The sequence below is a fragment of the Exiguobacterium sp. s181 genome, from assembly GCF_018617125.1.
GTDB lineage: Bacteria > Bacillota > Bacilli > Exiguobacteriales > Exiguobacteriaceae > Exiguobacterium > Exiguobacterium profundum.
In genome coordinates this window covers 984522-1008236 of record NZ_JACSJM010000001.1, presented here as the reverse complement: position 1 = coordinate 1008236, position 23715 = coordinate 984522, and the positions used below count along the sequence as shown (strand labels likewise).

Annotated in this window: 25 protein-coding genes; 4 read left to right on the top strand and 21 right to left on the bottom strand. The window is 47.6% G+C overall.

Features of this window, described 5'->3' with window-relative positions; genetic code table 11:
- Positions 1 to 101: 101 nt before the first annotated feature.
- Positions 102 to 1739 (bottom strand): sigma 54-interacting transcriptional regulator, encoded by a 1638-nt coding sequence (locus KNO70_RS05195; protein ID WP_214811394.1) that lies wholly within the window; start codon positions 1737 to 1739, stop codon positions 102 to 104.
- A gap of 134 nt (positions 1740 to 1873) precedes the next feature.
- On the opposite strand from KNO70_RS05195, the gene KNO70_RS05190 reads away from it, so the two are divergent.
- Positions 1874 to 2122, top strand: coding sequence for a DUF2627 domain-containing protein (locus tag KNO70_RS05190; RefSeq protein ID WP_031423346.1), 249 nt, complete (start codon positions 1874 to 1876; stop codon positions 2120 to 2122).
- Between the two features lie 656 nt (positions 2123 to 2778).
- On the opposite strand, the gene spo0A is transcribed toward KNO70_RS05190, so the two are convergent.
- The 15 genes from spo0A to aroQ all read right to left on the bottom strand — a co-directional run bounded on the left by spo0A (position 2779) and on the right by aroQ (position 16491).
- Positions 2779 to 3510 carry a sporulation transcription factor Spo0A gene (spo0A, locus tag KNO70_RS05185; protein ID WP_074036711.1) on the bottom strand — a complete coding sequence of 244 codons (732 nt, stop codon included), beginning with the start codon at positions 3508 to 3510 and terminating at the stop codon, positions 2779 to 2781.
- The gene (recN, locus tag KNO70_RS05180) at positions 3511 to 5208 is read right to left on the bottom strand and encodes a DNA repair protein RecN (protein ID WP_078147102.1); all 1698 of its coding nucleotides are present in this window, start codon (positions 5206 to 5208) and stop codon (positions 3511 to 3513) included.
- Positions 5209 to 5221: 13 nt separating this feature from the next.
- Positions 5222 to 5671 carry a transcriptional regulator AhrC/ArgR gene (gene ahrC, locus KNO70_RS05175; protein WP_012726567.1) on the bottom strand — a complete coding sequence of 150 codons (450 nt, stop codon included), beginning with the start codon at positions 5669 to 5671 and terminating at the stop codon, positions 5222 to 5224.
- A gap of 155 nt (positions 5672 to 5826) precedes the next feature.
- The gene (locus tag KNO70_RS05170; RefSeq protein ID WP_012726568.1) at positions 5827 to 6642 is read right to left on the bottom strand and encodes a TlyA family RNA methyltransferase; all 816 of its coding nucleotides are present in this window, start codon (positions 6640 to 6642) and stop codon (positions 5827 to 5829) included.
- 6 nt (positions 6643 to 6648) lie between these two features.
- On the bottom strand, positions 6649 to 8541 hold the full coding sequence (dxs, locus tag KNO70_RS05165) for a 1-deoxy-D-xylulose-5-phosphate synthase (protein WP_205728308.1): 1893 nt from the start codon (positions 8539 to 8541) through the stop codon (positions 6649 to 6651).
- A gap of 123 nt (positions 8542 to 8664) precedes the next feature.
- On the bottom strand, positions 8665 to 9543 hold the full coding sequence (locus KNO70_RS05160; protein ID WP_214684035.1) for a polyprenyl synthetase family protein: 879 nt from the start codon (positions 9541 to 9543) through the stop codon (positions 8665 to 8667).
- Positions 9540 to 9764: an exodeoxyribonuclease VII small subunit gene (gene xseB, locus KNO70_RS05155; RefSeq protein ID WP_012726571.1), complete on the bottom strand. Its 225-nt coding sequence runs from the start codon at positions 9762 to 9764 to the stop codon at positions 9540 to 9542. Before xseB ends, KNO70_RS05160 begins: the two co-directional genes overlap by 4 nt.
- On the bottom strand, positions 9739 to 11085 hold the full coding sequence (gene xseA / locus KNO70_RS05150) for an exodeoxyribonuclease VII large subunit (RefSeq protein WP_214811375.1): 1347 nt from the start codon (positions 11083 to 11085) through the stop codon (positions 9739 to 9741). The genes xseB and xseA overlap by 26 nt, the downstream gene beginning before the upstream one ends.
- The gene (folD, locus tag KNO70_RS05145; protein ID WP_031423334.1) at positions 11078 to 11914 is read right to left on the bottom strand and encodes a bifunctional methylenetetrahydrofolate dehydrogenase/methenyltetrahydrofolate cyclohydrolase FolD; all 837 of its coding nucleotides are present in this window, start codon (positions 11912 to 11914) and stop codon (positions 11078 to 11080) included. The genes xseA and folD overlap by 8 nt, the downstream gene beginning before the upstream one ends.
- A gap of 63 nt (positions 11915 to 11977) precedes the next feature.
- Positions 11978 to 12364, bottom strand: a complete 387-nt coding sequence (gene nusB / locus KNO70_RS05140; protein ID WP_078147109.1) for a transcription antitermination factor NusB — start codon at positions 12362 to 12364, stop codon at positions 11978 to 11980.
- Positions 12365 to 12476: 112 nt separating this feature from the next.
- Positions 12477 to 13820 carry an acetyl-CoA carboxylase biotin carboxylase subunit gene (gene accC, locus KNO70_RS05135; RefSeq protein ID WP_078147110.1) on the bottom strand — a complete coding sequence of 448 codons (1344 nt, stop codon included), beginning with the start codon at positions 13818 to 13820 and terminating at the stop codon, positions 12477 to 12479.
- A 7-nt stretch (positions 13821 to 13827) separates the two neighbouring features.
- Positions 13828 to 14277, bottom strand: a complete 450-nt coding sequence (gene accB / locus KNO70_RS05130) for an acetyl-CoA carboxylase biotin carboxyl carrier protein (protein WP_012726576.1) — start codon at positions 14275 to 14277, stop codon at positions 13828 to 13830.
- Between the two features lie 117 nt (positions 14278 to 14394).
- Positions 14395 to 14961, bottom strand: a complete 567-nt coding sequence (efp, locus tag KNO70_RS05125) for an elongation factor P (RefSeq protein WP_012726577.1) — start codon at positions 14959 to 14961, stop codon at positions 14395 to 14397.
- Between the two features lie 29 nt (positions 14962 to 14990).
- Entirely contained in the window at positions 14991 to 16058 is a 1068-nt protein-coding gene (locus KNO70_RS05120) for a M24 family metallopeptidase (protein WP_214687712.1), read from the bottom strand.
- Positions 16054 to 16491 carry a type II 3-dehydroquinate dehydratase gene (gene aroQ / locus KNO70_RS05115; RefSeq protein ID WP_012726579.1) on the bottom strand — a complete coding sequence of 146 codons (438 nt, stop codon included), beginning with the start codon at positions 16489 to 16491 and terminating at the stop codon, positions 16054 to 16056. The genes KNO70_RS05120 and aroQ overlap by 5 nt, the downstream gene beginning before the upstream one ends.
- A 141-nt stretch (positions 16492 to 16632) precedes the next feature.
- On the opposite strand from aroQ, the gene KNO70_RS05110 reads away from it, so the two are divergent.
- Both KNO70_RS05110 and KNO70_RS05105 read left to right on the top strand, forming a co-directional pair.
- The gene (locus tag KNO70_RS05110; RefSeq protein ID WP_214811372.1) at positions 16633 to 17574 is read left to right on the top strand and encodes a DUF1385 domain-containing protein; all 942 of its coding nucleotides are present in this window, start codon (positions 16633 to 16635) and stop codon (positions 17572 to 17574) included.
- 14 nt (positions 17575 to 17588) lie between these two features.
- On the top strand, positions 17589 to 17999 hold the full coding sequence (locus tag KNO70_RS05105) for an SA1362 family protein (RefSeq protein ID WP_012726581.1): 411 nt from the start codon (positions 17589 to 17591) through the stop codon (positions 17997 to 17999).
- A 23-nt stretch (positions 18000 to 18022) separates the two neighbouring features.
- On the opposite strand, the gene hpt is transcribed toward KNO70_RS05105, so the two are convergent.
- On the bottom strand, positions 18023 to 18550 hold the full coding sequence (gene hpt / locus KNO70_RS05100; RefSeq protein WP_078147112.1) for a hypoxanthine phosphoribosyltransferase: 528 nt from the start codon (positions 18548 to 18550) through the stop codon (positions 18023 to 18025).
- Between the two features lie 174 nt (positions 18551 to 18724).
- Positions 18725 to 19153 (bottom strand): transcriptional regulator MntR, encoded by a 429-nt coding sequence (gene mntR / locus KNO70_RS05095; protein ID WP_078147113.1) that lies wholly within the window; start codon positions 19151 to 19153, stop codon positions 18725 to 18727.
- A 163-nt stretch (positions 19154 to 19316) separates the two neighbouring features.
- Here mntR and KNO70_RS05090 point away from each other — a divergent pair, with 163 nt between their 5' ends.
- Entirely contained in the window at positions 19317 to 19697 is a 381-nt protein-coding gene (locus tag KNO70_RS05090) for a rhodanese-like domain-containing protein (protein ID WP_012726584.1), read from the top strand.
- 40 nt (positions 19698 to 19737) lie between these two features.
- On the opposite strand, the gene gcvPB is transcribed toward KNO70_RS05090, so the two are convergent.
- The 3 genes from gcvPB to gcvT are packed head-to-tail and all read right to left on the bottom strand — an operon-like array spanning position 19738 to position 23652.
- The gene (gcvPB, locus tag KNO70_RS05085; RefSeq protein ID WP_214811361.1) at positions 19738 to 21213 is read right to left on the bottom strand and encodes an aminomethyl-transferring glycine dehydrogenase subunit GcvPB; all 1476 of its coding nucleotides are present in this window, start codon (positions 21211 to 21213) and stop codon (positions 19738 to 19740) included.
- Entirely contained in the window at positions 21213 to 22550 is a 1338-nt protein-coding gene (gene gcvPA, locus KNO70_RS05080) for an aminomethyl-transferring glycine dehydrogenase subunit GcvPA (protein WP_047795659.1), read from the bottom strand. The genes gcvPB and gcvPA overlap by 1 nt, the downstream gene beginning before the upstream one ends.
- 25 nt (positions 22551 to 22575) lie before the next feature.
- The gene (gcvT, locus tag KNO70_RS05075) at positions 22576 to 23652 is read right to left on the bottom strand and encodes a glycine cleavage system aminomethyltransferase GcvT (RefSeq protein ID WP_078147937.1); all 1077 of its coding nucleotides are present in this window, start codon (positions 23650 to 23652) and stop codon (positions 22576 to 22578) included.
- Between the last annotated feature and the right edge of the window lie 63 nt (positions 23653 to 23715).

The window sequence follows — 23715 nt, the reverse complement described above, 5'->3', positions numbered from 1 at the left end:
TACACTATATTATAAGCAAGTTTGTTTCCTAAATTGTAAGCGCTTTATAATGCGGATGACCATGCAAAATAATGCTTACCATGCAGTAATGTTCATGCAAATTATTGCATGGTTTCGAGTTTATTGTATAATGTTCGGATCGAAATCTTTAATCGGCGGGCCGCTTCTGATTTGTTGCCGCCTGCCTCTTCAATTGTTCTTTCAATCAAATCGCGTTCATATTTTGCAACGGCCTCGTGAAACGTTCCAGATTCGACCACTTTTTGACTCGTGGAACGATTGGATAACTGCAAATGATGTGGGGCAATCCACTGCTCGGAGCTTGCCATATAAATCATCGCACGACCAATCACATTCTCCAGTTCTCGCACATTCCCTTTCCAATGCTGGCTCTTCAGTAATGTTAAGGCATCTTCGTCAACGCCGCGTACACTACGACCGTATTCTTGATTCAGTTTCCGGATCATCCGTTCACATAGTGCCTCGAGTTCATTTAATCGCTCACGTAATGGTGGGATATGGATCGGCATCCGATTGATTCGGTAATACAAATCTTCCCGGAATGTTCCGTCTGCTACTTTTTGTTCGAGATCGGCATTCGTTGCGGCAATGATTCGGACATCGATTGGGATTGCCGTCGTCCCTCCGACACGGACAATTTCATTTTCCTGGAGGACACGTAAGAGCTTCACTTGGACATCAAGAGGGAGCTCTCCGATTTCGTCTAGAAAGAGTGATCCGCCATCCGCTTCTTCGAAATATCCGGTTTTCCCGCCTCGTTTAGCTCCACTGAAGGCTCCATCTTCATAACCGAATAGCTCACTTTCAAGAAGGGTAGGTGAAATCGCCGCACAGTTCACGCGAATGAACTTTTTATATTTTCGAGGAGATTCTCCGTGAATGGCATGGGCGAACAGTTCTTTTCCTGTTCCCGATTCTCCGCGAATCAATACCGTCACTGGGGTCACAGCGGCAAGTTTCGCCTGCTCGATGACAAATCGCATGGCGTCACTCGTCGCAATGATATCGGCAAACTGATATTTGGCTTCTAGATTCCGGATGCGTGTTTTTGCCTCCTGCAATTCATCACGTAGGGCACGAATCTGAGATACGTCACGGATGACCCCAACGGAGCCTCGCAACTTTCCTTCAACGATGATCGGTTCTGCATTCACAAGAATATCTCGTCTCGTCGCCCCAATTTGCATCCGAATGTCTCGAACGCCTTGCCCGGTCGATAGTACTTTCAAATGGACGCTTTCCTGCATTCCGATATCTGCCGTCGCTGGTTTGTCGACCACATCTTCTTTTTTGAATCCGGTCAACCGTGTATAAGACGGATTGATCAAAATCGTGTTACCGTGATGATCTGCGACCGATATGGCCTCACTCGTACATTCAATGATGGCCTCGAGCATTTGTTGATTCTGTTTCAATCGTTCAACCACAATCCGAATAAATTCCCCTGGTAAGACGACCGCATCTTTGAAATGGTCCTTTAATTGTTCAAACGTTTGATGTTTCCCCGTCGTTTCGATGACAAAATCTAGTGTCGCATCCGCATACTGTTTCCAATCGTCCGCCACAGATATGCCATAACTTTTAGCAAGGGCTATTCCTTCTGCAGATGTATCAGAATCTACGACCGCTACAATCGTCGCAAGCGGCGAATCCATCAGCATATGAAGGACTTCGGTCCCCCCTTTTCCTGCCCCCACAATCATCAATCGTTTATTCATACATATTCCCCCATCATCATTCTTCTCTATTTCATGCTACTGAATCCGCACCTGATTCGCAAGGTGCCCAAAAATAGACCGTGTCGAACAGATCGATTTCTGTTAAAATAATGTATGGTAAAGGAGGAGATTGCATGCGTTTTATCGCGCTTCTAATCTTAATCGTCCCTGGGTTATTAGGTGTTTACGGAATCAAATTGCTACGTGATAGCTTCTTTTTGAAGACGAGCGCACCGTTTTCATGGTTCGATTCACTCGCTGCCGCCTCCATGTTGCAGGGGACCTTTGGGCTTCTGCTCGCCATGGGCGGGATCGGATTTGTAGCCGGCTATATTTTTAACCGCGACAAAAAAACAGGAAAAGTACAACGCCTCGACTCATAAGCACACAAAAAAAGGTTCCCTAACTTGACTTCATTTCAAGTGCGGAACCTTTTATTCATATTGAATTGTGATCACTACGGATGATCTCCTTTCAAACTACGTTACTTACTTTGACATGAAATCCAACGTCTTCTTAATGAAGAAGTATGAAAGAACTTTAGTAACTGCCGTCTTGCGTGAACGGAATCTTACCATTCGAGTTACTAACTGATTTACTTATCGGATCATGTCGAACCATCCATCGTGAAGTCGAACGCTTGCCATAAACTGTTCAACGGTTGACAACACTCCTTTTGGTTAACTGAACGATTGTTTTTCCTATATCAACCCCTAGCTTCGAGTTGATGATAGAATCGCCTCGCGAATGAGCGACTGTCGCGACCTCACGTCGGGACATTAACGACTTGAGGTGTCGTTCCCACCTCTGAGCTATAATCGGATAGCGAACCGAGATGATTTGGTTTCTTCAAACGTTGCTCCGGAACAAGTTTGAAAAGCGTTCATCTGACGCTTGTCCAAGTAACTTGGTACATCTTTATTATAACAAAGGCCCACCATTTTGCAAGCGCTTTCTTTCATAAAGTAAATAAATCTTAAAGTAATTGTTTCATTAAAAAAGACTAAGTCCCATCACGACTTAGTCCTCATGAAATGATTCAATTATTCTTAAACGATACATACGTGACGAAGTACGAGATAAACTCCGAGTTTTTCGGGCTTCGCTCACGCTCCGGTCGCCCTTCGAACATCTCATGATCGCGCATGCCGTTCTCCCATGCCGTCTTGATTGCATGACGCATTGCTCGTTCTACACGAGAAGATGTCGTCTCATGCTCTTTTGCGACCATCGGATATAATTCTTTCGTGATGAGACCGAGCAAATCTTGGCGTTCTCGCACGTAAATGACAGCTTGACGGATATACTTGAACCCTTTGATTCGCGGAGAGATTCCGAGTTGCTGAAGCAGGAGTGAGATTTCAATTTCTTCTGGCGTCATTCCGTCGAATTCTCGATTTGTTCCTTCTGACAATTCACGAATTTTCGTTAATAACTGTTGAATATTGAACGGTTTGACGAGAAAATAAGAGGCCCCGAGTTGCACGGCCTGTTTCGTCACTTCATCTTTTCCAAACGCGCTCAACATGATCACTTCCGGTTTGTCATCACCTAATTCTTCATTTAGGCGTTGCAATACTCCGATCCCATCCAAATGCGGCATGATAATATCGAGTAAGAGTACATCCGGTTGGTGTGTCTTGACGACATCCAAGCATGTTTCTCCATCGTGTGCCGTACCTACGACACGAAGATCAGGCTCAGATTCTAATTGTCGGCTCAACAAATCGACGATTTCTCGATTGTCGTCCGCAATACATAATGTAATCACTTATGACACTCCTTTGATGAACTTCTGTTTTACTTGTTGTGACATCTCAAGTAATTCTTCGACGTGTTGCTTCGTCAAGTCTGTCATTTGAGCGCCAGCAATCATGCGACCCAATTCGTCGATTCGACTTTCACGGTCGAGGGACGTCACATTTGTTTTCGTCCGTTCATTCGTTTCGGTTTTCGTAATGTAAAGATGTTGGTCTGCCATCGCAGCAACTTGTGCCAAGTGCGTGATACAGAGGACTTGAGAGCCGACAGAAAGTCGGAAGATTTTTTCACCCATCGCCTGCGCGACACGTCCAGAGACCCCTGTGTCGACCTCGTCAAAAATAATGGAGGCCACTCCAACCGTTCTTGAAAAGATTGATTTGAGTGCGAGCATGACACGGGAAAGTTCTCCTCCTGAAGCGACTTTTGCGAGCGGTTTGAACGGTTCTCCAACGTTCGTCATCATGTAAAACTCTACGTCATCTAAACCATCTTGTTTAAGCGATGTAGTTTTAAAACGGACCTCGAACGCTGTTTTTTCCATATATAGTTCTTTCAACTCTCGATGAATCGCATGCTGAAGCGACTCCGCAGCCATCTTACGCGCTGAAGACAGTCTCATGCCAGCTTCTCTTGCAATTTGCTCTAATCGAATGAGTTCATCTGAGAGCGTTTGTAAATGCTCTTCACGGTTCGTCATCGACTTCAATTCATCCGACACTTGTTCGCCGTAGGTGATGACTTCTTCGATGGTCGTCCCATACTTTCGTTTCAATTGCTGGAAAAGAGCCAATCGTGACTCAATCTCATCCAATCGAATCGGGTCAAATTCGAGCGAATCTAACTGGTCCCGGAGTTGAAACTTTGCATCCTCCAACAAATAATAAGCGTTAGAGATTGTCTCCGATACAGATGTCAAAGACGAAGAGAGCTGTGACGCCTCTTCCATCTCGCGCATCGCCACTCCGATTTGATCGAGTCCATTTGACTCCTCGGCAACCGCCTCATAGGAGAGACGAATGTGTTGATGAATGCGTTCAAAGTTGGCCAATTCATCCCGTTCTTCTGTCAACGCCTGTTCTTCCCCAACTTTTAATTCAGCCGCTTCGATTTCTTTCGTTTGAAACGACAAAAGATCCATTCGTTGAGCAAGCTCCTGCTCACTTTGACTAAGACGCTTCAATTCATCGGCGACTTGTTTCCAGGCCGCAAATGCCGTTTGATATTCCTCGACTAACGGACTGATTTCTTTTTCGGCGAAATGGTCTAATATGCCAAGGTGAAATTCCGCATCCATTAAATGTTGATGTTCATGTTGACCGTGAATATCAACCAGGAGCCGTCCGAACTCCCGTAACGTCGAGAGCGGCATCATTTTCCCGTTCACACGACAGACACTCTTCCCGCTACTATGTAGGTCTCGACGTAAGATGACTGTCCCATCTTCAACATCGATGCCATATTGTTCGGCCGCTTCGATGACCGGGTGATCCGGTTCAATCATGAACAGACCTTCGATTTCAGCTTTATCTTGACCATATCGCACGAACTCACTTGAGCCACGTCCTCCAACAAGCAATCCAATCGCATCCAACAAGATCGATTTACCGGCACCTGTCTCACCCGTGAGCACAGTCATACCTCGATTAAACGGAATGTTTAATTCGTCAATAATCGCAAACTGTTTGATTGATAGTTCTGCTAACATACGTACGTTCACCTCATAACATTCCGAGTAGTCGATCGATGATTTGCTTCGCCTTCTCTTCGTCGCGTGCAATCATTAAAATCGTATCATCTCCACACACCGTCCCAATCAATTCATCCCATGATAGATGATCAATCAAGACGCCGATTGCATCAGCATTTCCCGGGAGCACTTTCATGACGACCAAATTTTGTGCAGAATCGACCGAGACGAAGCTGTCACTAAGGATTCGCTTCATTTTCCCGTATGGATTAAAGCGTTGATCGGCAGGCAGACTATACTTATATCGTCCATCGTTCAATGGGACTTTGACCAGATGTAACTCTTTAATATCCCGAGACACGGTTGCCTGTGTGACTGGGTACCCCGAGCGACGTAGCTCATCCACCAACTCATCTTGCGTCTCGATTTCTCGATTCGTCACGATGTCTCGAATTTTAATCAATCGCTGTCCTTTGTTCATAAGCGCTGACACCTCATTTTTCGTTTCACATACACATTATCATTCTAAAGTATTGTCGAAAAAAGGTCTAGCATTCCAGGTGGGATTTCCACCATTCCCCATCTAGTAGACGAGTAAAGGAAAAAGCTACAGACAACGAGGTCTGTAGCATCATTTTATCCCTTCAGTTTGGCATGGGCCGCATTTACGACCTCTTCGACTTGTAGCGATGGCGAGACGCCACCTACTCCCGTATACCGAGCGAAGAGAAGAAACTCGATGTTCCCATCCCCTCCAGTGATCGGAGAGTAATCCAGCGCTTCGACAAAGAAGCCTTCCGATGCGAAGTATCGGACCATATCGCTTGCGACTCGTTCATGGACGTTACGGTCCCGAACAATTCCTTTTTTCCCGACATCGGCCTTCCCTGCTTCAAATTGAGGTTTGACGAGCGCCATGACGACACCGTCTTGCTTCAAGATTTGTTTCAGCGGCGGCACCATCAGACGAAGCGAGATAAAGGAGACGTCAATCGTTGCGAAATCTGGTTGAATCGGGAACTGATCGGCCGTCGCGTGGCGGAAGTTCATCCGCTCCATGACGACGACGCGATCATCGCTCCGTAGTTTCCAGGCAAGCTGATTATAGCCGACATCGACCGCGTACATTTGAGTCGCGCCGTTTTGAAGCGCACAGTCCGTGAACCCACCCGTCGATGAGCCGATGTCGATTCCGACTCGTCCAAAGACATCGAGCGGGAAGACGTCGAGCGCTTTCTCGAGTTTCAAGCCGCCACGTCCAACATAAGGAAGAACTTGACCCTTCACTTCGAGAGGGATATCATCAAACACTTTATCGCCCGCCTTGTCTAGACGTTCTGTCCCACTATAGACAAGACCGGCCATGACCGACCGTTTTGCCTTTTCCCGTGTTTCAGCAAGTCCACGTTCGACGAGCAATACATCTAATCTAGTTTTCTTTCTTTTTTCCATAATCCCTCACACATTCTGTCGATTTGTCTCCATGACGAACCGTTCAATCGATTCCGCCATTTGGGCAGGTCGCAGTCCAATCTCTTCTAGGAGCTGGTTGACACCGCCATGCTCGATATATCGATCCGGAATACCGAGACGTTGAATCCGTGGAAACGCTCCGGCTTCATTCGCGTGTTCAAGCACGCTACTTCCAAAGCCACCGGCGAGAGCAGCCTCTTCTAATGTCACGAGCGGAATCCCCTCTGCATAAAGTGAAGTCAGCATCGCATCATCGAGCGGCTTGATGCTACGACAGTTAATGACGCGCACACTGAGCTTACCTTCTAATAGTGCTCGGACTTCGAGGGCGTCTTGCACTTGAGGACCGAACGTCAAGATAGCGACATCTGTCCCTTCTGCCTCGACTTCCCAATCATCGAGTGAAATTACTTGAAGCGTCTCACTCATCGGAACACCGATCCCTTCGCCACGCGGGAAACGAATCGCAATCGGTCCACCATCGTAACGGAGTGCAGAATAAACGAGTTGTTGTAATTCTTCTTCATCTTTTGCCATCAAGATTCGAATGTTTGGCACGTGACGCATGAAGGCGATATCGAACACACCTTGGTGCGTCTCTCCATCCGCTCCGACAAGTCCAGATCGGTCAATCGTGAACACGACGTTCAAGTTTTGACGACAAATGTCATGGACTAGTTGATCATACGCGCGTTGGAAGAAGGTCGAATAAATCGAGACGACCGGTTTCAACCCTTGCGTCGCCTGTCCCCCAGCGAGGGTGACCGCATGTTGCTCGGCAATTCCGACATCAAACATACGCTCCGGGAATTTCTTCGTAAAGCAATCGAGTTTCGAACCGACACTCATCGCTGGTGTGATCAACGTCACCCGTTCGTCTGACTCAGCCACTTTCGTGATCGTCTCCGCGACGACTTTCGAATAGCTTGGTCCTTTCGGTTTGCCTTTGATGACTTCACCAGATTCAATTTTATAAGGTCCAAGACCGTGCCATGTTCCGACACCGTCCAATTCAGCCGGACGATATCCCTTCCCTTTTTTCGTAATGACGTGGACGAGAACCGGACCGTCGATTTTCTTCGCGTACTCAAGCGTTTCGAGCAAGTCTTTCAAATCATGCCCATCTGTCGGCCCAAAGTAAGTGAAGCCAAGTTCTTCAAAGAACGTTCCCGGAATGAGAGCAGATTTTAAGAGGTCCTTCACCCGTTCCCCGCTTCGTTCAAGTGAACTCCCGACGAGCGGGATGTGTTTGATGAGTGACTCCATTTCTTCTCGAGCATGCTTCAGCTTGCGCGATGCCCGGATACGACCAAGCATATTATGCATCGCTCCTACGTTCGGCGCAATCGACATCTCATTATCATTTAGAATGACAATCACGTTCTGTTTCTCGGCACCGATGTGATTGAGGGCTTCAAGTGCCATCCCCCCAGTCAAAGCACCGTCCCCGATGATGGCGATGGCACGATCGTTGGCGCGCCCTTTCAATTCATTCGCAATCGCAATCCCCATGGCTGCAGAGAGAGAAGTCGAACTGTGCCCTGTTTCCCACACATCATGCTCGCTCTCACAACGTTTCGGGAAACCACATAACCCATTGTATTGTCGGAGAGTATCAAACTGGTTCGTACGTCCTGTCAAAATTTTATGAACGTATGCTTGATGACCGACGTCCCATACGAGTTGGTCTTTCGGACTGTCAAATACACGGTGCAAGGCAAGCGTCAACTCTACAACTCCCAAGTTTGGCGCCAAATGCCCTCCCGTCACTGCCAATTTTTCAATCAAGAATCGTCTAATGTCTGAACCGAGCGATTCGAGCTCTGATACAGACATCCGTTTCAGGAACGACGGGTCTTGAATGGATGTCAAGTCCATAATGACCATCCTTTCTCCTCACATTTTACTGATTCGTACCTTACATTTTACAAGAATGTGACGGCATATGCCACACATTCCCCAAAACAAAGGTGACACGATGTGCTCATCGTGTCACCGAGGTCAATGATTTCGTTTCACTACAAATGATAGCATCTCAAGAAGTAACGGCGCTGGAACTGAAAGTGATTCAATTGCAGCGTGTGCCGCTCCCACTTCTTGCTCAAGAGCTTGCTTCGCTCCCTCTAAGCCGAGAAGCTTCGGATAAGTCGTCTTGTCATTCAATTCATCTGAGCCGACGCGTTTTCCGATTGCTTGTTCATCTCCGACGACATCGAGGATATCGTCTTGAATCTGAAAAGCGATGCCAAGATGACGTCCGAACTGTTTGAGGTGCATCCGATCTTCCACCGATGCCCCTGCCAAAATCGCACCGGCTTCAAGTGCATAGACGAGTAGCGCACCTGTCTTCCGTTCATGAATGGATTGGAGCTCTTCAAGTGTGACGTCGTTCCGCTTTTCAGCCAGCATATCATCCAACTGCCCACCGACCATACCTGAGCTACCGGCCGCCAATCCAAAAATACGAATAATCTCGACGACATCTAGCGCAGGGAGTGGCATCTGTGTGAGAATACGGAATGCGTCCGTCAATAAGGCGTCCCCAGCCAAAATAGCGGTCGCTTCATCAAACTGACGATGATTGGTCGGTCGTCCACGACGAAGATCGTCATCATCCATGGCCGGCAAATCATCATGGATGAGTGAGTATGTATGAACCATCTCTAAACTCGCCGCCACCTCACGTCCTCGCTCGAGTGACATGCTATACGTTTCAAGGACGGCATAGACGAGAGCAGGACGAATGCGTTTCCCGCCAGCCTCTAAAGAATACGTCATTGCGTCTCGTAATCGTTTCGGCATCTCACTCGACTCAATGAGTTCCTGCATCGCCAGTTCGACGGTCCGTTTCCACTTGTTCAAGTCATCGGTACGGTTCATGCGGATCCTCCTTTTTCACGAAGCGTCCCATCAAGTTCTAAAATTTCATCCATTTTTTTCTCGGCGGCAGAGAGTTTTGTCTGGCACAACGCAGACAAGCGGACACCTTCCTCATATAGGGTCATCGCTTCCTCTAACGGGACATCACCGCTCTCGAGTTGCGCGACGATCTGTTCGAGGCGCTCGAGCGCCGCCTCAAATGTCTGTTCTTTCTTCGTCACCGACAATCCTCTCCTTCACCTCAGCGATCGCATGACCATCCCGAAAACGAATCGAGATATCACCGTCACGTAATTGTTTCACGTTCTGCACATAGGCCCCATCTTGTTCAATGAACGTATATCCACGTGACAAGACGGCGAGCGGACTGACTGCATGCAACCGTCCAACCTGTTGTGCAAATTGTAGCGTTGCTTGTTCTAATGGTCTCGTTCGACGGAGTCGCTCGACCATATGATTGACTTCTTCCCCTTGCTTGGACAACGTTTTTGAAAATCGCTTTACATCTAGCTGCTGTGACAACTGACGGAGCTGATGAGTGGCTTGGGTGAGATGTCGCCTCATCCCTTGCTCGAGACGGATTTCTGACTGGGCGAATCGTTCCCGTTTTTGAGAAATCGTGTACCTCGGCGATTTTAATCCATAGCTATTGATCATCCGTTCCACACGGGTTCGCGAATCATCCAATTGCTCTCTGACGGCTTTGTGCAGATGGTTATCCAAACGTTCTACATCTTTTCGCTGCGCATCAATCATCGCGGTAGCGAGTTCAGCCGCCGCTGTCGGAGTCGCAGCTCGAACATCGGCGACGAAATCAGAAAGCGTAAAGTCTGTCTCGTGACCGACAGCAGAAATGATGGGAATCGTGGACGCATAGATTGCCTCCACCACAACATCTTCATTAAATGCCCAAAGCTCCTCGATGGAACCGCCACCGCGACCGACGATGAGTACATCACAATCGGTGCGTTCGTTCATCCAGCGAATGGCCGACGCGACTTGTGGAGCCGCCATTTCTCCCTGTACAGCTACAGGTGCGAACGTGATCGCCACATGTGGCGCACGACGACGAAGTGTGGTCGCGATATCGTGTAGCGCCGCTCCTTTTGGAGACGTCACGATCCCAACGCGCTCTGGAAACATCGGGAGCGGGTGCTTCCGCTCCTCGTCGAACCAGCCCATCCCCTCTAGTTCACGCTTTCTCGCCTCATATCGCTCAAACAATAGACCGATTCCGTCTTGTCGCATCAATTCGACGTACAGTTGTACATCTCCCGTCGCTTCATACATCGTCACCTTTGATACGGCGATGACTTTCATTCCATCTTTCGGTTCGAATTGAAGTTGTTTGGCATCTCGAGAAAACATGACGGCTTTCATCCGAGACGCGTCATCTTTCAACGTGAAATAACAATGACCGGATGAATACCGTTTGAAATTTGAGATTTCACCGATGACCGCGACTTGTCGAAGCAAGACATCATCATCAAGTTGTCGCTTCACATATCGAACAACTTCAGAAACCGGGAGTGGATTAGCCACGTGATGCAACCTCGACCGTATTATGCATGAGCATCGTGATGGTCATCGGACCGACACCACCCGGAACTGGGGTGATGGCACTCGCCTTTTCCTTAACAGCTTCATAGTCCACGTCACCGACTAGACGACCTTCGACCCGATTGACTCCGACATCGATGACAAGCGCGCCCGGTTTGACCATGTCTGCTGTGACTAAACCAGCACGACCGACCGCGACAATCAAAATATCCGCTTGTCGCGTCATCTCACCGAGGTCAGCTGTTTTCGAATGACAATACGTGACCGTTGCTGATTCATTCAAGAACAACATGCCTACCGGTTTACCGACGATTTGACTACGACCGACGACGACAACGTGCTTTCCGGCGATCTCGGTTTGTGTTTTTGCGAGATGTAAGATACCGTGCGGCGTGCACGGAAGTAACGTATCCAGACCGAGCATCATCTTCCCGACATTCTCAGGATGAAAGCCATCGACGTCCTTTTCAGGGGAGATACGCATGATGACTCGTGATTCGTCGATGTGTTTCGGCAAAGGAAGTTGCACGAGAATCCCATGAACTTCCTCATCCGCATTCATCAAATCAATCAAGTCGAGCAATTCCTTCTCGCTAATCGTCTCATCAAAACGGAGGACTTGTGAATCGATTCCGATTTCTTCTGCCGCCCGTTCCTTCCCGCGTACATAGCTATGACTCGCTGGGTCATCCCCAATCAACACTACTTTTAATTTCGGTACGATGCCACGTGCGCGAAGTTCCGCCACACGCTCTTTTAACGTTTCTCGATATGATGCTGCCACTTGTTTCCCGTCGATCACTACTGCCATCTCTCTCATCCCCCGTTGTCTTTAGGTTTTTCTGTAGTTGGTCTGGTGTCTTATCTCTATTTTTTAGTCTTCTTTAATGATATTTCCGAGTACGCCATTCACGAGTTTGCCGGCTTCTTCGTCCGCGAACGATTTCGCGAGTTCGACCGCCTCGTTAATAGTGACGTTCTCTGGAATCGTCTCGACGTATAACAATTCGAACGTTGCCATTCGAAGAATCGTACGCTCGACGTTTCCTAGGCGATCCAAGCGCCAGTTTTTCAAGTTTTCAACTAGTAATGCGTCGATATCTTCAATATGTTCTAGCGTCCCTGTGACGAGTTGTTCGTAAAACGGATCAGACTCTTCTCCATCTAATGCGAACTCGATTGCTTCGTCCACCTCTAATTTAGATACTTCGATTTGAAAAAGCGTTTGAATCGCTTTCTCTCGTGCTTCATGACGTTTCATTCAGTTACTCTCCTTTTACATGCTTTCATTGTGATAGTTTAGCATAAAGCACTCATAAATTCAGTACAAAAAACCAGGAAACCGAAATAATGTTCGGGCTTCCTGGTTCATGTTATTTTGCCAATGACATTTCTTTTTCAACGAATTTCGTATCGAACGTCCCGATGCGGAACTGCTCATGTGCCATGACTTGTTGATGGAATGGAATCGTCGTTTTAATCCCCGAAACCGTAAACTCATCCAAAGCACGCAACATTTTCAGAATGGCCTCATCACGCGTTGGCGCATGGACAATCAATTTCGCAACCATCGAGTCATAGAACGGCGGAATCATCGCTCCTGCATAGAGTCCACTATCGACACGGACACCCATACCGCCTGGAACAATATATTGGTCAATCTTCCCTGCCATCGGACGGAAGTCCATAAATGGGTCTTCCGCGTTGATTCGACACTCGATGGAATGTCCTGAGAACGTAATGTCCTCTTGTGAGATGGCAAGCGGATGTCCGAGCGCCACTTCAAGCTGCGCTTGAACGAGATCGAATCCTGTGATCATCTCGGTGACGGGATGCTCGACTTGGATCCGGGTATTCATCTCCATGAAATAAAACTCGTTTGATTCTGGAACGTAAATGAACTCGATGGTCCCCGCTCCCGAGTACTGAATGGCTTTTGCCGCTTTGACGGCCGCATCCCCCATCAATTGACGTGTCGTTTCATCAATCGCAGGTGATGGCGCCTCTTCGACTAGTTTTTGCATGCGACGTTGGATCGTACAATCACGTTCACCTAAGTGAATGACATTGCCGAATTGATCAGCGAGAACCTGCACTTCGACATGACGGAACGACTCGATGAACTTCTCAAGATACACGTCACCATTCCCAAACGCCTGCTTCGCTTCTTTACGTGTCGCGACCAATCCTGAAACGAGTTCGTGCTCGTCTCGAGCGACGCGAATGCCACGTCCTCCACCGCCGGCTGTCGCCTTGATGATGACCGGATAACCCATCTCACGTGCGAGTTCCATGGCTTCTTCGTCGGTGACGACCCCACTTGAACCCGGAACGACAGGAACACCTGACTCGATCATCGTTCGTTTGGCTTCATCCTTGATTCCCATTTTGCGAATCGCATAGCTGCTCGGGCCGACAAATTGAATCCCGCACGCCTCGCACATCTCGGCGAACTCGGCATTTTCAGCCAAAAAGCCGTAACCGGGATGTACCATCGTCGCATCCACGGCGCAGGCGACTGATAAGATATTAGGGATATTTAAATAGGAGTCCTTCGATGGATTCGGACCGATGCAATAAGCCTCGTCAGCCAGATGAACATGTAACGCTTCACGATCTGCCTCAGAGAAGACAGCGACCGTCGGAATATTCAATTCTTTTGCTGCACGTATGATTCGAACCGCGATTTCCCCGCGGTTAGCAATTAATAATTTCATAACGACCTCACTTCACGCTGAAGAGCGGTTGACCGAATTCGACGAGATCGCCATCGGCGACTAACACCTCTACGATTTCGCCACTGATTTCCGCTTCGACATCGTTAAACAGTTTCATCGCCTCTAGAATACAAACGATTTGTCCTGACTCGACACGATCGCCGACGTTCACGAACGCTTCTTTATCCGGTGCCGGACGTGAATAGAACGTTCCAACCATCGGCGAGGTGATAGTACGATAAGACGCCTTTTCTTGCGTCGGTTCTTCTGTTTGTTCATTTACTTGAGGAGCAGGCGCAGGCGGTGCGAATGCTTGTGTCTGCATGATCGGCGCGCTCACTGTTTGTTGCGCTTCTTTCTTTAATGACAGTTTGAAATCAGATGTTTCAAGCTCCATTTCATGGACTGATGATTGGTCCAATAATTGAATAAGCTCTTTAATTTGATCGATTTGCATCTTTCTTACCCCCTGTTTATACCTGGTACTAATCTCTCCTTCACTATAACTGGTCAGACCAATGAATGCAACGAGAAAAAAAGAGCACCCATTCATTCGAATGAGCACTCGTAAGGATTAACCGTTATAACGACCCATGAACTCTCCAGTACGTGTATCGACTGTCACTTTTTCACCTGGTTCGATGAAAAGTGGCACTTGAATGACGTGTCCTGTTTCCACTGTCGCGTTTTTCTTCACGTTCGAGGCCGTGTCACCTTTTACGCCCGGGTCTGCTTCGACGATCGTCAAGACAACGCTCGTTGGAAGCTCGATTCCAAGAATCTCCCCTTCGTAGTCCGCGATGCTGACTTCCATGTTCTCAAGCAAATATGGAAGTGCTGATTTGACTTGAGCGCTTGTCAATTCAAGTTGCTCGTATGATTCATTGTCCATGAAGACATACGTGTCGCCCATTGGATAGAGATATTGCATGCGTTTACGCTCGATGTGTGCGCGTTCGATTTTCTCTCCGCCACGGAACGTCGTTTCTTGGATTGCCCCGTTACGCAAGTTACGCATTTTCGTACGAACGAATGCCGCGCCTTTACCCGGTTTTACGTGTTGGAACTCGATGACTTGCCAAATCGAACCGTCAGACGTTTTAACCGTCAATCCTGTTTTTAAATCGTTAACTGATACCATGTTGATTTCCTCCTAAATTCAGATGAAGCTTATGCCTCGATCGTAATTAACTCTTTTGGCGACTGTGTCAGACGGTAGCATCCGTCTTCTGTGATGACGACATCGTCTTCAATTCGGCAACCACCGACGCCATTGATGTAAATACCCGGCTCGATCGTCACGACCATACCAGGCTCAAGCACCGTGTCCGAACGGAACGATAATCCTGGGGCCTCATGCACTTCCATTCCGAGACCATGTCCTGTCGAGTGGCCGAAGTATTCGCCATATCCAGCTTCTTTAATGATATCGCGTGTCAACGCATCCGCCTCAATGCCAGTGATTCCGGCTCGTGTGCCTTCTACGCCAGCAAGTTGAGCACGGAGTACCGTATCGTAGATTTGACGCAACTCATCCGAAATCGGACCGATTGCAAGCGTACGCGTGATATCTGAGCAGTACCCTTTATAGTAAGCCCCGAAATCAAGCGTAACCAATTCTCCAGTTTCGATGACTTTATCGCTTGCCACACCGTGCGGTAGCGCCGAACGGAGACCCGAGGCGACAATCATGTCGAACGATGACGAGTCGGCACCTTTTGAACGCATGAACATTTCGAGTTCGTTCGCGACTTCTCTTTCGGTACGACCAGGACGGATGAACGTCTGGATATGGGCGTACGCCGCATCAGCGATTGCCGCAGCTTCCTTCATAATCTTAATCTCTGATTCATCCTTAATCAAGCGCAGTTTTTCTACGATTCCAGACGTTTCAATAAGTTGAGCGTCCACTTCTTTTTCATAAGCACGATATTGCCCCACAGTCATCGCATCCTGCTCAATGCCAAGGCGCTTGATGGATTCACGTGACACGACATCTGCTACCGACTTGATGAGTGACGTATCAAGCTCGATGATGTCATACCCTTTCACTTGATCGTTCGCCTGTTCCGTGTAACGGAAGTCCGTGATAAAACTTGCCGAATTCAACGTGATGACGATGACACCGCTCGATCCTGTGAAACCAGATAAGTAGCGGATATTCTCACGTTTTGTGACGAGCAACGCATCAATTTCGTTTTTTTCTAACTTTGCTTGCAGTTTGTTTACGCGTTCAATCATGTCGATTCCTCCAATGTTCGATTAGTGCATGCATCGCTAACGTATAGCTCGTGAGTCCAAAACCGGTAATGACACCGATACAGACGGCAGCAAGTTTTGACTCATGCCGAAAGGTCTCGCGTGCATGCACGTTCGAGATATGTACTTCAACGACCGGGGCAGCGATAGCGGATATGGCATCCCGGATCGCAATCGATGTATGCGTATAGGCACCCGCATTCAAAATGACACCCTCATAATCAAAAGCGTCATGCAGCGCATCAATTAAATCTCCCTCATGATTCGATTGTTTAAAGGTGAGTTCAACGTCTTCTGGAGCGCGCAGCATCAGTTCTGCCGCCAATCCTTTCAACGACACATCGCCATATACATCCGGTTCACGACGACCCAGTAGATTTAAATTCGGTCCATTTAAAACTAAAATCCGCAACCTTCTTCCCCCTCGTTCGTCAAGTCTTATCTATTGTAACAAATTTATCGAAAGAACGTGAATCGAGCCTTCTGCCCTTTCGTTTTTTTTACAAATCACGGTATAATTCAAGTACAACATTTGAAGAATCGAGGAAAGTGAATGAATTCTAAACCAACCATCCCAGTCGGGGGACAGGCGCTTGTGGAAGGCGTCATGTTTCAAGGCCGCTCTGAAAGCGCATCTGCCATCCGGCGAAAAGATGGCTCGATTGAAACATTCGAGCAAGCGCGCATTCTTGTCCCTTGGGTCCAATCGTTAAAAAAAGTACCGTTCTTGAGAGGGATTGTCGCGCTTTACGAATCGTTAAAGAACGGTTCTGCACATATGAACTTTGCGAGCGATCGATATGATGTCGACCCGAGTGAAGATACGAACATGAGCGAAGACCAAAAACAGAGCATATGGATGATTGCCATCATCGCAATCGTCGGTGTCATCTCATACGTGTTTGGTAAATTGATTTTCAATGTGACGCCTGCACTGCTCGCGGCTATGTTTCAAGACGTGCCTTTATTTTCCGGACATGTGATTCAAAACCTCCTTGAAGGGGGAATAAAATTAGTATTGTTACTCAGCTACCTCTACTTGATATCATTGACGCCACTCATTAAGCGCGTCTTCCAATATCACGGCGCTGAGCATAAAGTCATCAATTGCTATGAGTCCGGGCGTCCGGTCACGGTTGAACAAGTACGCCAAAGCTCGCGATTGCATTATCGCTGTGGCTCGAGTTTCATTTTATTCACCGTCTTCGTCGGGATTGGCGTTTATATGATTGTGCCAATCGACCCGCTCTGGTTGCGACTCGTCAGCCGAATCGCGCTATTGCCGGTCGTCATCGGAATCTCATTTGAAGTCCTTCAGTTTACCAATCGTTTCCGCGACCATCGCTTTCTGTCATTCCTCGGCAAACCGGGCCTGTCGCTCCAATTATTGACGACACGAGAGCCGAATGATGAGCAGATTCAAGTCGCGATTGAAGCATTTGAGACATGGGAACGAAAAGAGTTAGGAGAATCGGTCATTCATAGAGAGGGATAAGAGGAGGAAGCACCATGATCAGACAAAGAGTCGGTTCGATCGCTGCAACAATCGTGTTTATCCTTGGCTTCATCGGGGTCGGGCATATGCTTGCCACCGATCCGGGTCGCCTGTTTAGACAATTGTTGTTCATCGGGATATTCGGGTTAGTCTTTTATGTGATCTATCGCGTCTTCATGGCACCACGTATGTCTGCAGAAGATGCACGCTATCGTAAAACCGCGCAAGCCTCAAAAAAACGAATGCAGGGAAGTCGTGGTCCTCAAGTCAAACCTTCCGCTTCCGCTAAAAACCGGAAAGCGAAGAAACCTGGTTCGAACGTCACCAAGTTATCTAAACGTTCAACCGTACATCGTAGCAATCCTCCACACTTAACAGTGATTGAAGGAAAAAAAGGCAAGAAGAAAAAGAAAGCAAACATGTAAAAGGAGCGCCGCGGCGCTCCTTTTTATGTCGTCTCTACATATCCGATATATGGAAGATTCCGATATTGCTCCGCATAATCGATTCCATATCCGATGACAAACTCATCAGGAATTTCGAACCCGACATAGTCTGCGTCCAATTGAACGAGTCGACGCATCGGCTTGTCGAGAAGCGTACAAATTTTCAACTGTTTCGGTTGATGAAGCTCCATATGTTTACACAAGAATTTCAACGTCTGTCCCGTGTCGATGATGTCCTCGATAATGACGACATACTTTCCTTCCACATCTAAATCCAAGTCCTTCCGAAGCTGCACACTCCCACTCGAGACCGTCTTTTTCCCGTAAGAAGACGTCGCGACCGTATCGAGCTGAACGCTGCCTTTCATGTATCGCATCAAGTCTGCCGCAAAGACCATCGAACCCTTTAACACGGCGACGATCACGATTGGTGTTCCCTCTGCATCGTTCTCAATTTCTTCAGCCAACTCTTTCACACGTGTTTGAATCTGCTGTTCATCAAACAGTTTTCCTTTGATTTGAATCTCCATTTATCCGGCGAATGTTCGCCGTCACCCCCTATCTATTCAATCCACGATTCATCTTAACATAATAATAACTAAAAAATATACATTCTATGATAAATATGAATGATTCGTTCGTATTTTAGCGGTGGTAAACCAAATAAAAAGCGACAATCGAGTTCGAATGTCGCTTTTCACATATTATTCCTCTGAAGCTCGCTCTTGATCCCGAAATTCTCTGAATTGATCCATGAGCTCAGGCTTATCTTCAAAAAATTCCACGAACTGTGTCATACAGTCAAGTGTGTTCGAGCTGAGATGATGTTCGATTCCCTCGACATCCTCGTACACATCTGCCTCATCCACTCCGATTAGACGTAAAAAAGACTCGAGCATCGCATGACGCTCGACCAATCGCTTCCCTACTTTTTGACCTTTTTTTGTAAGCATGAGACCACGATACTTTTCATACACCAGATATTCTTCACGGTCCAACTTTTGAACCATTTTGGTGACAGAGGAGGGATGGACCCCTAAATGTTCCGCAATGTCAGATACACGCGCATAGCCTTTCTCTGACATCAACAAATAAATACGTTCTAAATAATCTTCCATACTCGGTGTCGGCATGGGCACGACCTCCCCTTATGTTCCGGTTTCCATTCTTTATTTTATCCTAACTAGAATGAAATCGAAAGGGAAAGCCCCGATTGATTGAGTCAATCATTGTCTCATGACCTTAAATTCATTATAATGAGATATGGTAACTTTGAAAGAGAAGGGAAGAACATCTATGGGACTCGAAACAATCCTCGTCATCCTCCTATGGGTTGCCTTGATCGCCTACATCGTATGGCGTTTCATGCCAGCTCGCGGGTTGAAAAAAATGAAACAAGAAGAATTCCGCGCCTCACTCCGTAAAGGTCAGCTGATTGACGTGCGCGAACCGAACGAATACAAAGGCGGACATATCGTTGGTGCTCGGAATATCCCGGTCGGCCAAATGAAACTACGCATGAAAGAACTGCGCAAAGATCAGCCGATTTTGATTTACTGCCAAGGTAGTTCACGTTCAAACCAGGCGGCTAAACTCTTGATGAAGAACGGATACAACAACATCTACATGCTCGAAGGCGGTTTCAAGAACTGGAAGGGTAAGATTAAAAAAGCTTAAAAAACGGGCGGGTCGATTCAATCATCGACTCGCCCATTTTTTATTTTACAGATGACGCCTCACGACGCTCATATTTTAAGACCGGTTTACGGGCAGCGAGTGTCTCGTCCATCCGTTTGACGACCGTCGTATGAGGAGCCGTCTGAACGATCTCCGGATTCTCTTCCGCCTCTTTGGCAATCTGGAGCATCGCATCACAGAACGCATCAAGTGTTTCTTTTGATTCTGTCTCTGTTGGTTCCACCATGATACATTCCTCGACATTTAACGGGAAATAGATTGTCGGTGGGTGGTAACCGAAGTCAAGAAGACGTTTAGCGATGTCGAGAGTACGAACACCAAGGGCTTTTTGACGTTTGCCTGACAAGACAAACTCATGTTTGCAATACGTATCATATGGCACGTCGAACGCATCTTTTAGTCGCGCGAACATATAGTTTGCGTTGAGGACCGCTTCACGTGATACCCGCGTCAATCCTTCTGCGCCCATCGTCTTGATATAGCTGTAAGCTCGGACGTTGATCCCGAAGTTTCCATAGAATGGTTTGATTCGCCCGATTGAATGTGGTCGGTCGTAATCGAGACCATATCCATCATCTGTTTTCGTCACGATTGGAGTCGGTAGGAATGGGATTAAGTCACGTTTTACTCCGACTGGACCTGAGCCTGGACCTCCACCGCCGTGAGGACCGGTGAACGTTTTATGCAGGTTCAAGTGAACGACGTCAAAGCCCATGTCCCCCGGACGTGCGATTCCGAGAATCGCGTTTGAGTTCGCGCCATCATAATAAAGCTTCCCGCCAGCTTCATGAACGACTTTTGAGATTTCAAGAATATCCGCTTCGAATAGTCCAAGCGTATTCGGGTTTGTCAGCATGAGCGCAGCTGTATCGGCTCCAACTTTTGCCTTCAAATCATCCAAATCGACGAGACCGCGCTCATCTGACTTGACGGTTACCGTCTCGAATCCAGCAACGACTGCGGACGCCGGGTTTGTTCCGTGCGCCGAGTCTGGAACGAGTACTTTCATACGAGCCGTATCCCCATTACGTTCATGGAACGCTTTGATCAACATGAGTCCCGTCCATTCCCCATGCGCCCCTGCCGCTGGTTGGAGTGTGACTTCGTCCATTCCTGTAATTTCAGCGAGTTGCTCCTGTAAGTCCACCATGAGTTCGAGCGCACCTTGAATCGTCTCAACTGGTTGCAGTGGGTGAATATGTGCAAAGCCAGGAAGACGAGCCATATCTTCGTTCACTTTCGGATTATATTTCATCGTACACGAACCGAGCGGATAGAAGCCTGAATCGACCCCATGGTTTCGTGTAGATAGAGACGTGTAATGGCGAACCACATCGAGTTCAGATACTTCCGGAAGTTCCGCCGCCTCTTTTCGAATCATCGTAGCCGGTAACAACGTCTCAAGGTCAACCTCTGGGACAGTCGGTGTCGGCAAATTATATCCAGTCCGTCCTTCACGTGATACTTCAAAAATTAGCGTTTGCTCGTGTTGCATTATTTCATCCCCCCAACCACTTCGACAAACTGATCAATCTCTTCTTTCGTGCGCAATTCCGTCGCGCAAACCAACATCTGTGTCTGACGCTCCCCTTCATACGTACCAAGCGGTAGACCACCAATCATGCCATGCTCGAGCAGATGGCGCGATACTTCTTCTGCGTCACGTCCAAAATCTACCACGAACTCATTGAACATCGGTCCTTCGTCCACGATGTTGAATCCTGCAGCTTTTAACGCTTCTTTCATATAATGAGCAGTTTGAATATTCCGAACGGCCATATCACGAATTCCGTATTTTCCTAAAGCGGACATCGTGATCGAAGCAGCCAATGCGTTAAGCGCTTGGTTCGAACAGATATTGGATGTCGCTTTATCACGACGAATGTGCTGTTCACGCGCCTGGAGCGTCAACACGAATCCGCGTTTGCCGTCCTCATCGACCGTTTGACCAACAAGTCGTCCCGGTAGTTTACGCATCAATGATTTTTTGACCGCGAAGTATCCACATGACGGTCCACCAAAACTTTGCGGAATACCGAATGGCTGTGCATCTCCGACCGTGATGTCCGCACCGAGTGCTCCTGGTGACTCAAGAATTCCGAGGGCGAGCGGGTTGCTCGAAACGACGAAGAGCGCACCCGCTTCATGAGCCAATTCTGCCAATGTTTCTAAGTCTTCAATACGACCGTAGAAGTTTGGATATTGTACGACAAGACACGACGCATCCGTCAAATCAAGGTCTGACACGTCCGTCACCCCGTTCACCACATCTGTGTAGTCAACGGATAGCCCCGGTCCGTCAGCATACGTACGGATTACGTCCTTCGCTTCAGGATGCACTGCACCAGAGACGACGACACGTTTTTTCTTCGTCTGCGCGCTCGCTAGGTAAGTCGCCTCAGCGAGAGCCGTGATTCCGTCGTACATCGAAGAGTTCGCGACGTCCATCCCTGTCAATTCACAAATCATTGTTTGGAATTCGAACATCGCCTGAAGTTCACCTTGTGAAATCTCAGGTTGATATGGCGTATACGCCGTATAGAATTCAGAACGCAAAAGCATATGGTTCATCACACTTGGTGAAAGATGATCGTACATCCCTGCTCCAAGGAAGCTCGGGTATGATTTCGTATGTTTGTTTTTATCAGCCAACTTCGTCATATGACGAACGAGATCGACTTCCGGAAGCGGAGCCCCAATCGCCGCCAATGATGCTTGTTCGCGAAGTGTTTCTGGAATATCTGAAAGAAGCGCTTCGATTGAATCGACGCCGATTGTCTCTAACATGTCTCGTTCATCTTGTTCGGTCATCGGTAAATAACGAAATTCCATTCTGTTCATTCTGAATCCCCCTGTTTCATTTCGTTCGTTTATAGAAAGGTGTCGGTACGCGTTCGGCTTCAATCTTTTTGCCACGGATGTCGATGACAAAACGATCTTCATCTTTGTAACGTGCATCGACTCGTGCCCATGCGATTGATTCATTTACAGTCGGAGGCATCGTACCGGTCGTGACAACGCCGATTACATTCCCATCCAATTCAACTTGCGCCCCTTGGCGGGCAATCCCACGACCGAGCAATTTCAATCCGATCAATCGATTCGGAATATTCTCTTTTTGAGTGACGAGTGCTTCCTTACCAACAAAGTCAGTATCTAGCTTGACGGCAAAATTGAGATTCGCTTCGAATGGCGTGACCGACTCATCTAACTCATGACCGTAAAGCGGCAAGCACGCTTCGAAACGTAATGTATCGCGTGCGCCCAGCCCACATGGGGTAACACCCTCGGTTTCAAGCGCTTCCCAAATGGCAGAAATCGCTTCTGCTCGAGCATAAATCTCGAACCCATCTTCCCCAGTATACCCACTTCTAGAGATGATCGATGGCACACCCGCAACGTCCCCATTCATGAATTTGAAGAACCCGATTTCGTCGAGTACCACATTTGTGATAGTTTGAAGTACGGATTGTGCATTCGGTCCTTGAATCGCAATCTGACCATATTCATCAGATTCATTTGTCACAACCACGTCACCCTTGACGTATCGACGAATGTGGGCTTCGTCCTTTTCAATATTTGAAGCATTGACGACGAGCCAATAAGCGTCCTCATCCAATCGATAGACAAGCAAATCGTCCACCACACCGCCGTCTTCAAGACAGAGAAGGTTATACTGGGCTTGACCAACTTTAATCTTCGAGATATCATTCGTCACCAAGTTTTGAACTTGCTCAAGCGCATCCGGCCCTTCGATTCGAATTTCTCCCATGTGAGATACATCAAACATCCCCACGTTTTGACGTACAGCCAAATGCTCTTCTTTAATCGAAGAGAACATAATCGGCATTTCAAATCCCGCAAAATCAACCATCTTCGCCTTCGGTTCAATCAAATCGAACAAAGGCGTACGTTTCAAAGTAACCTTTTCCATAATATCCCCCAATCCCGAACATAAAATGCTTTTGTTTTTGAAATCTTTCGTTTTCCATTCCAC

What these genes read in the sequence shown, in the direction of transcription:
- gcvT (WP_078147937.1), bottom strand. Translation starts at nt 23,652, where the DNA reads ATGGAAAAGGTTACTTTGAAACGTACGCCTTTGTTCGATTTGATTGAA.
- folD (WP_031423334.1), bottom strand. Translation starts at nt 11,914, where the DNA reads ATGGCAGTAGTGATCGACGGGAAACAAGTGGCAGCATCATATCGAGAA.
- KNO70_RS05195 (WP_214811394.1), bottom strand. Translation starts at nt 1,739, where the DNA reads ATGAATAAACGATTGATGATTGTGGGGGCAGGAAAAGGGGGGACCGAA.
- ahrC (WP_012726567.1), bottom strand. Translation starts at nt 5,671, where the DNA reads ATGAACAAAGGACAGCGATTGATTAAAATTCGAGACATCGTGACGAAT.
- KNO70_RS05190 (WP_031423346.1), top strand. Translation starts at nt 1,874, where the DNA reads ATGCGTTTTATCGCGCTTCTAATCTTAATCGTCCCTGGGTTATTAGGT.
- gcvPA (WP_047795659.1), bottom strand. Translation starts at nt 22,550, where the DNA reads ATGGAATTTCGTTATTTACCGATGACCGAACAAGATGAACGAGACATG.
- mntR (WP_078147113.1), bottom strand. Translation starts at nt 19,153, where the DNA reads ATGCCGACACCGAGTATGGAAGATTATTTAGAACGTATTTATTTGTTG.
- efp (WP_012726577.1), bottom strand. Translation starts at nt 14,961, where the DNA reads ATGGTATCAGTTAACGATTTAAAAACAGGATTGACGGTTAAAACGTCT.
- KNO70_RS05090 (WP_012726584.1), top strand. Translation starts at nt 19,317, where the DNA reads ATGGGACTCGAAACAATCCTCGTCATCCTCCTATGGGTTGCCTTGATC.
- KNO70_RS05105 (WP_012726581.1), top strand. Translation starts at nt 17,589, where the DNA reads ATGATCAGACAAAGAGTCGGTTCGATCGCTGCAACAATCGTGTTTATC.
- nusB (WP_078147109.1), bottom strand. Translation starts at nt 12,364, where the DNA reads ATGAAACGTCATGAAGCACGAGAGAAAGCGATTCAAACGCTTTTTCAA.
- KNO70_RS05160 (WP_214684035.1), bottom strand. Translation starts at nt 9,543, where the DNA reads ATGAACCGTACCGATGACTTGAACAAGTGGAAACGGACCGTCGAACTG.
- dxs (WP_205728308.1), bottom strand. Translation starts at nt 8,541, where the DNA reads ATGGACTTGACATCCATTCAAGACCCGTCGTTCCTGAAACGGATGTCT.
- gcvPB (WP_214811361.1), bottom strand. Translation starts at nt 21,213, where the DNA reads ATGCAACACGAGCAAACGCTAATTTTTGAAGTATCACGTGAAGGACGG.
- KNO70_RS05170 (WP_012726568.1), bottom strand. Translation starts at nt 6,642, where the DNA reads ATGGAAAAAAGAAAGAAAACTAGATTAGATGTATTGCTCGTCGAACGT.
- recN (WP_078147102.1), bottom strand. Translation starts at nt 5,208, where the DNA reads ATGTTAGCAGAACTATCAATCAAACAGTTTGCGATTATTGACGAATTA.
- KNO70_RS05110 (WP_214811372.1), top strand. Translation starts at nt 16,633, where the DNA reads ATGAATTCTAAACCAACCATCCCAGTCGGGGGACAGGCGCTTGTGGAA.
- accB (WP_012726576.1), bottom strand. Translation starts at nt 14,277, where the DNA reads ATGCAAATCGATCAAATTAAAGAGCTTATTCAATTATTGGACCAATCA.
- accC (WP_078147110.1), bottom strand. Translation starts at nt 13,820, where the DNA reads ATGAAATTATTAATTGCTAACCGCGGGGAAATCGCGGTTCGAATCATA.
- hpt (WP_078147112.1), bottom strand. Translation starts at nt 18,550, where the DNA reads ATGGAGATTCAAATCAAAGGAAAACTGTTTGATGAACAGCAGATTCAA.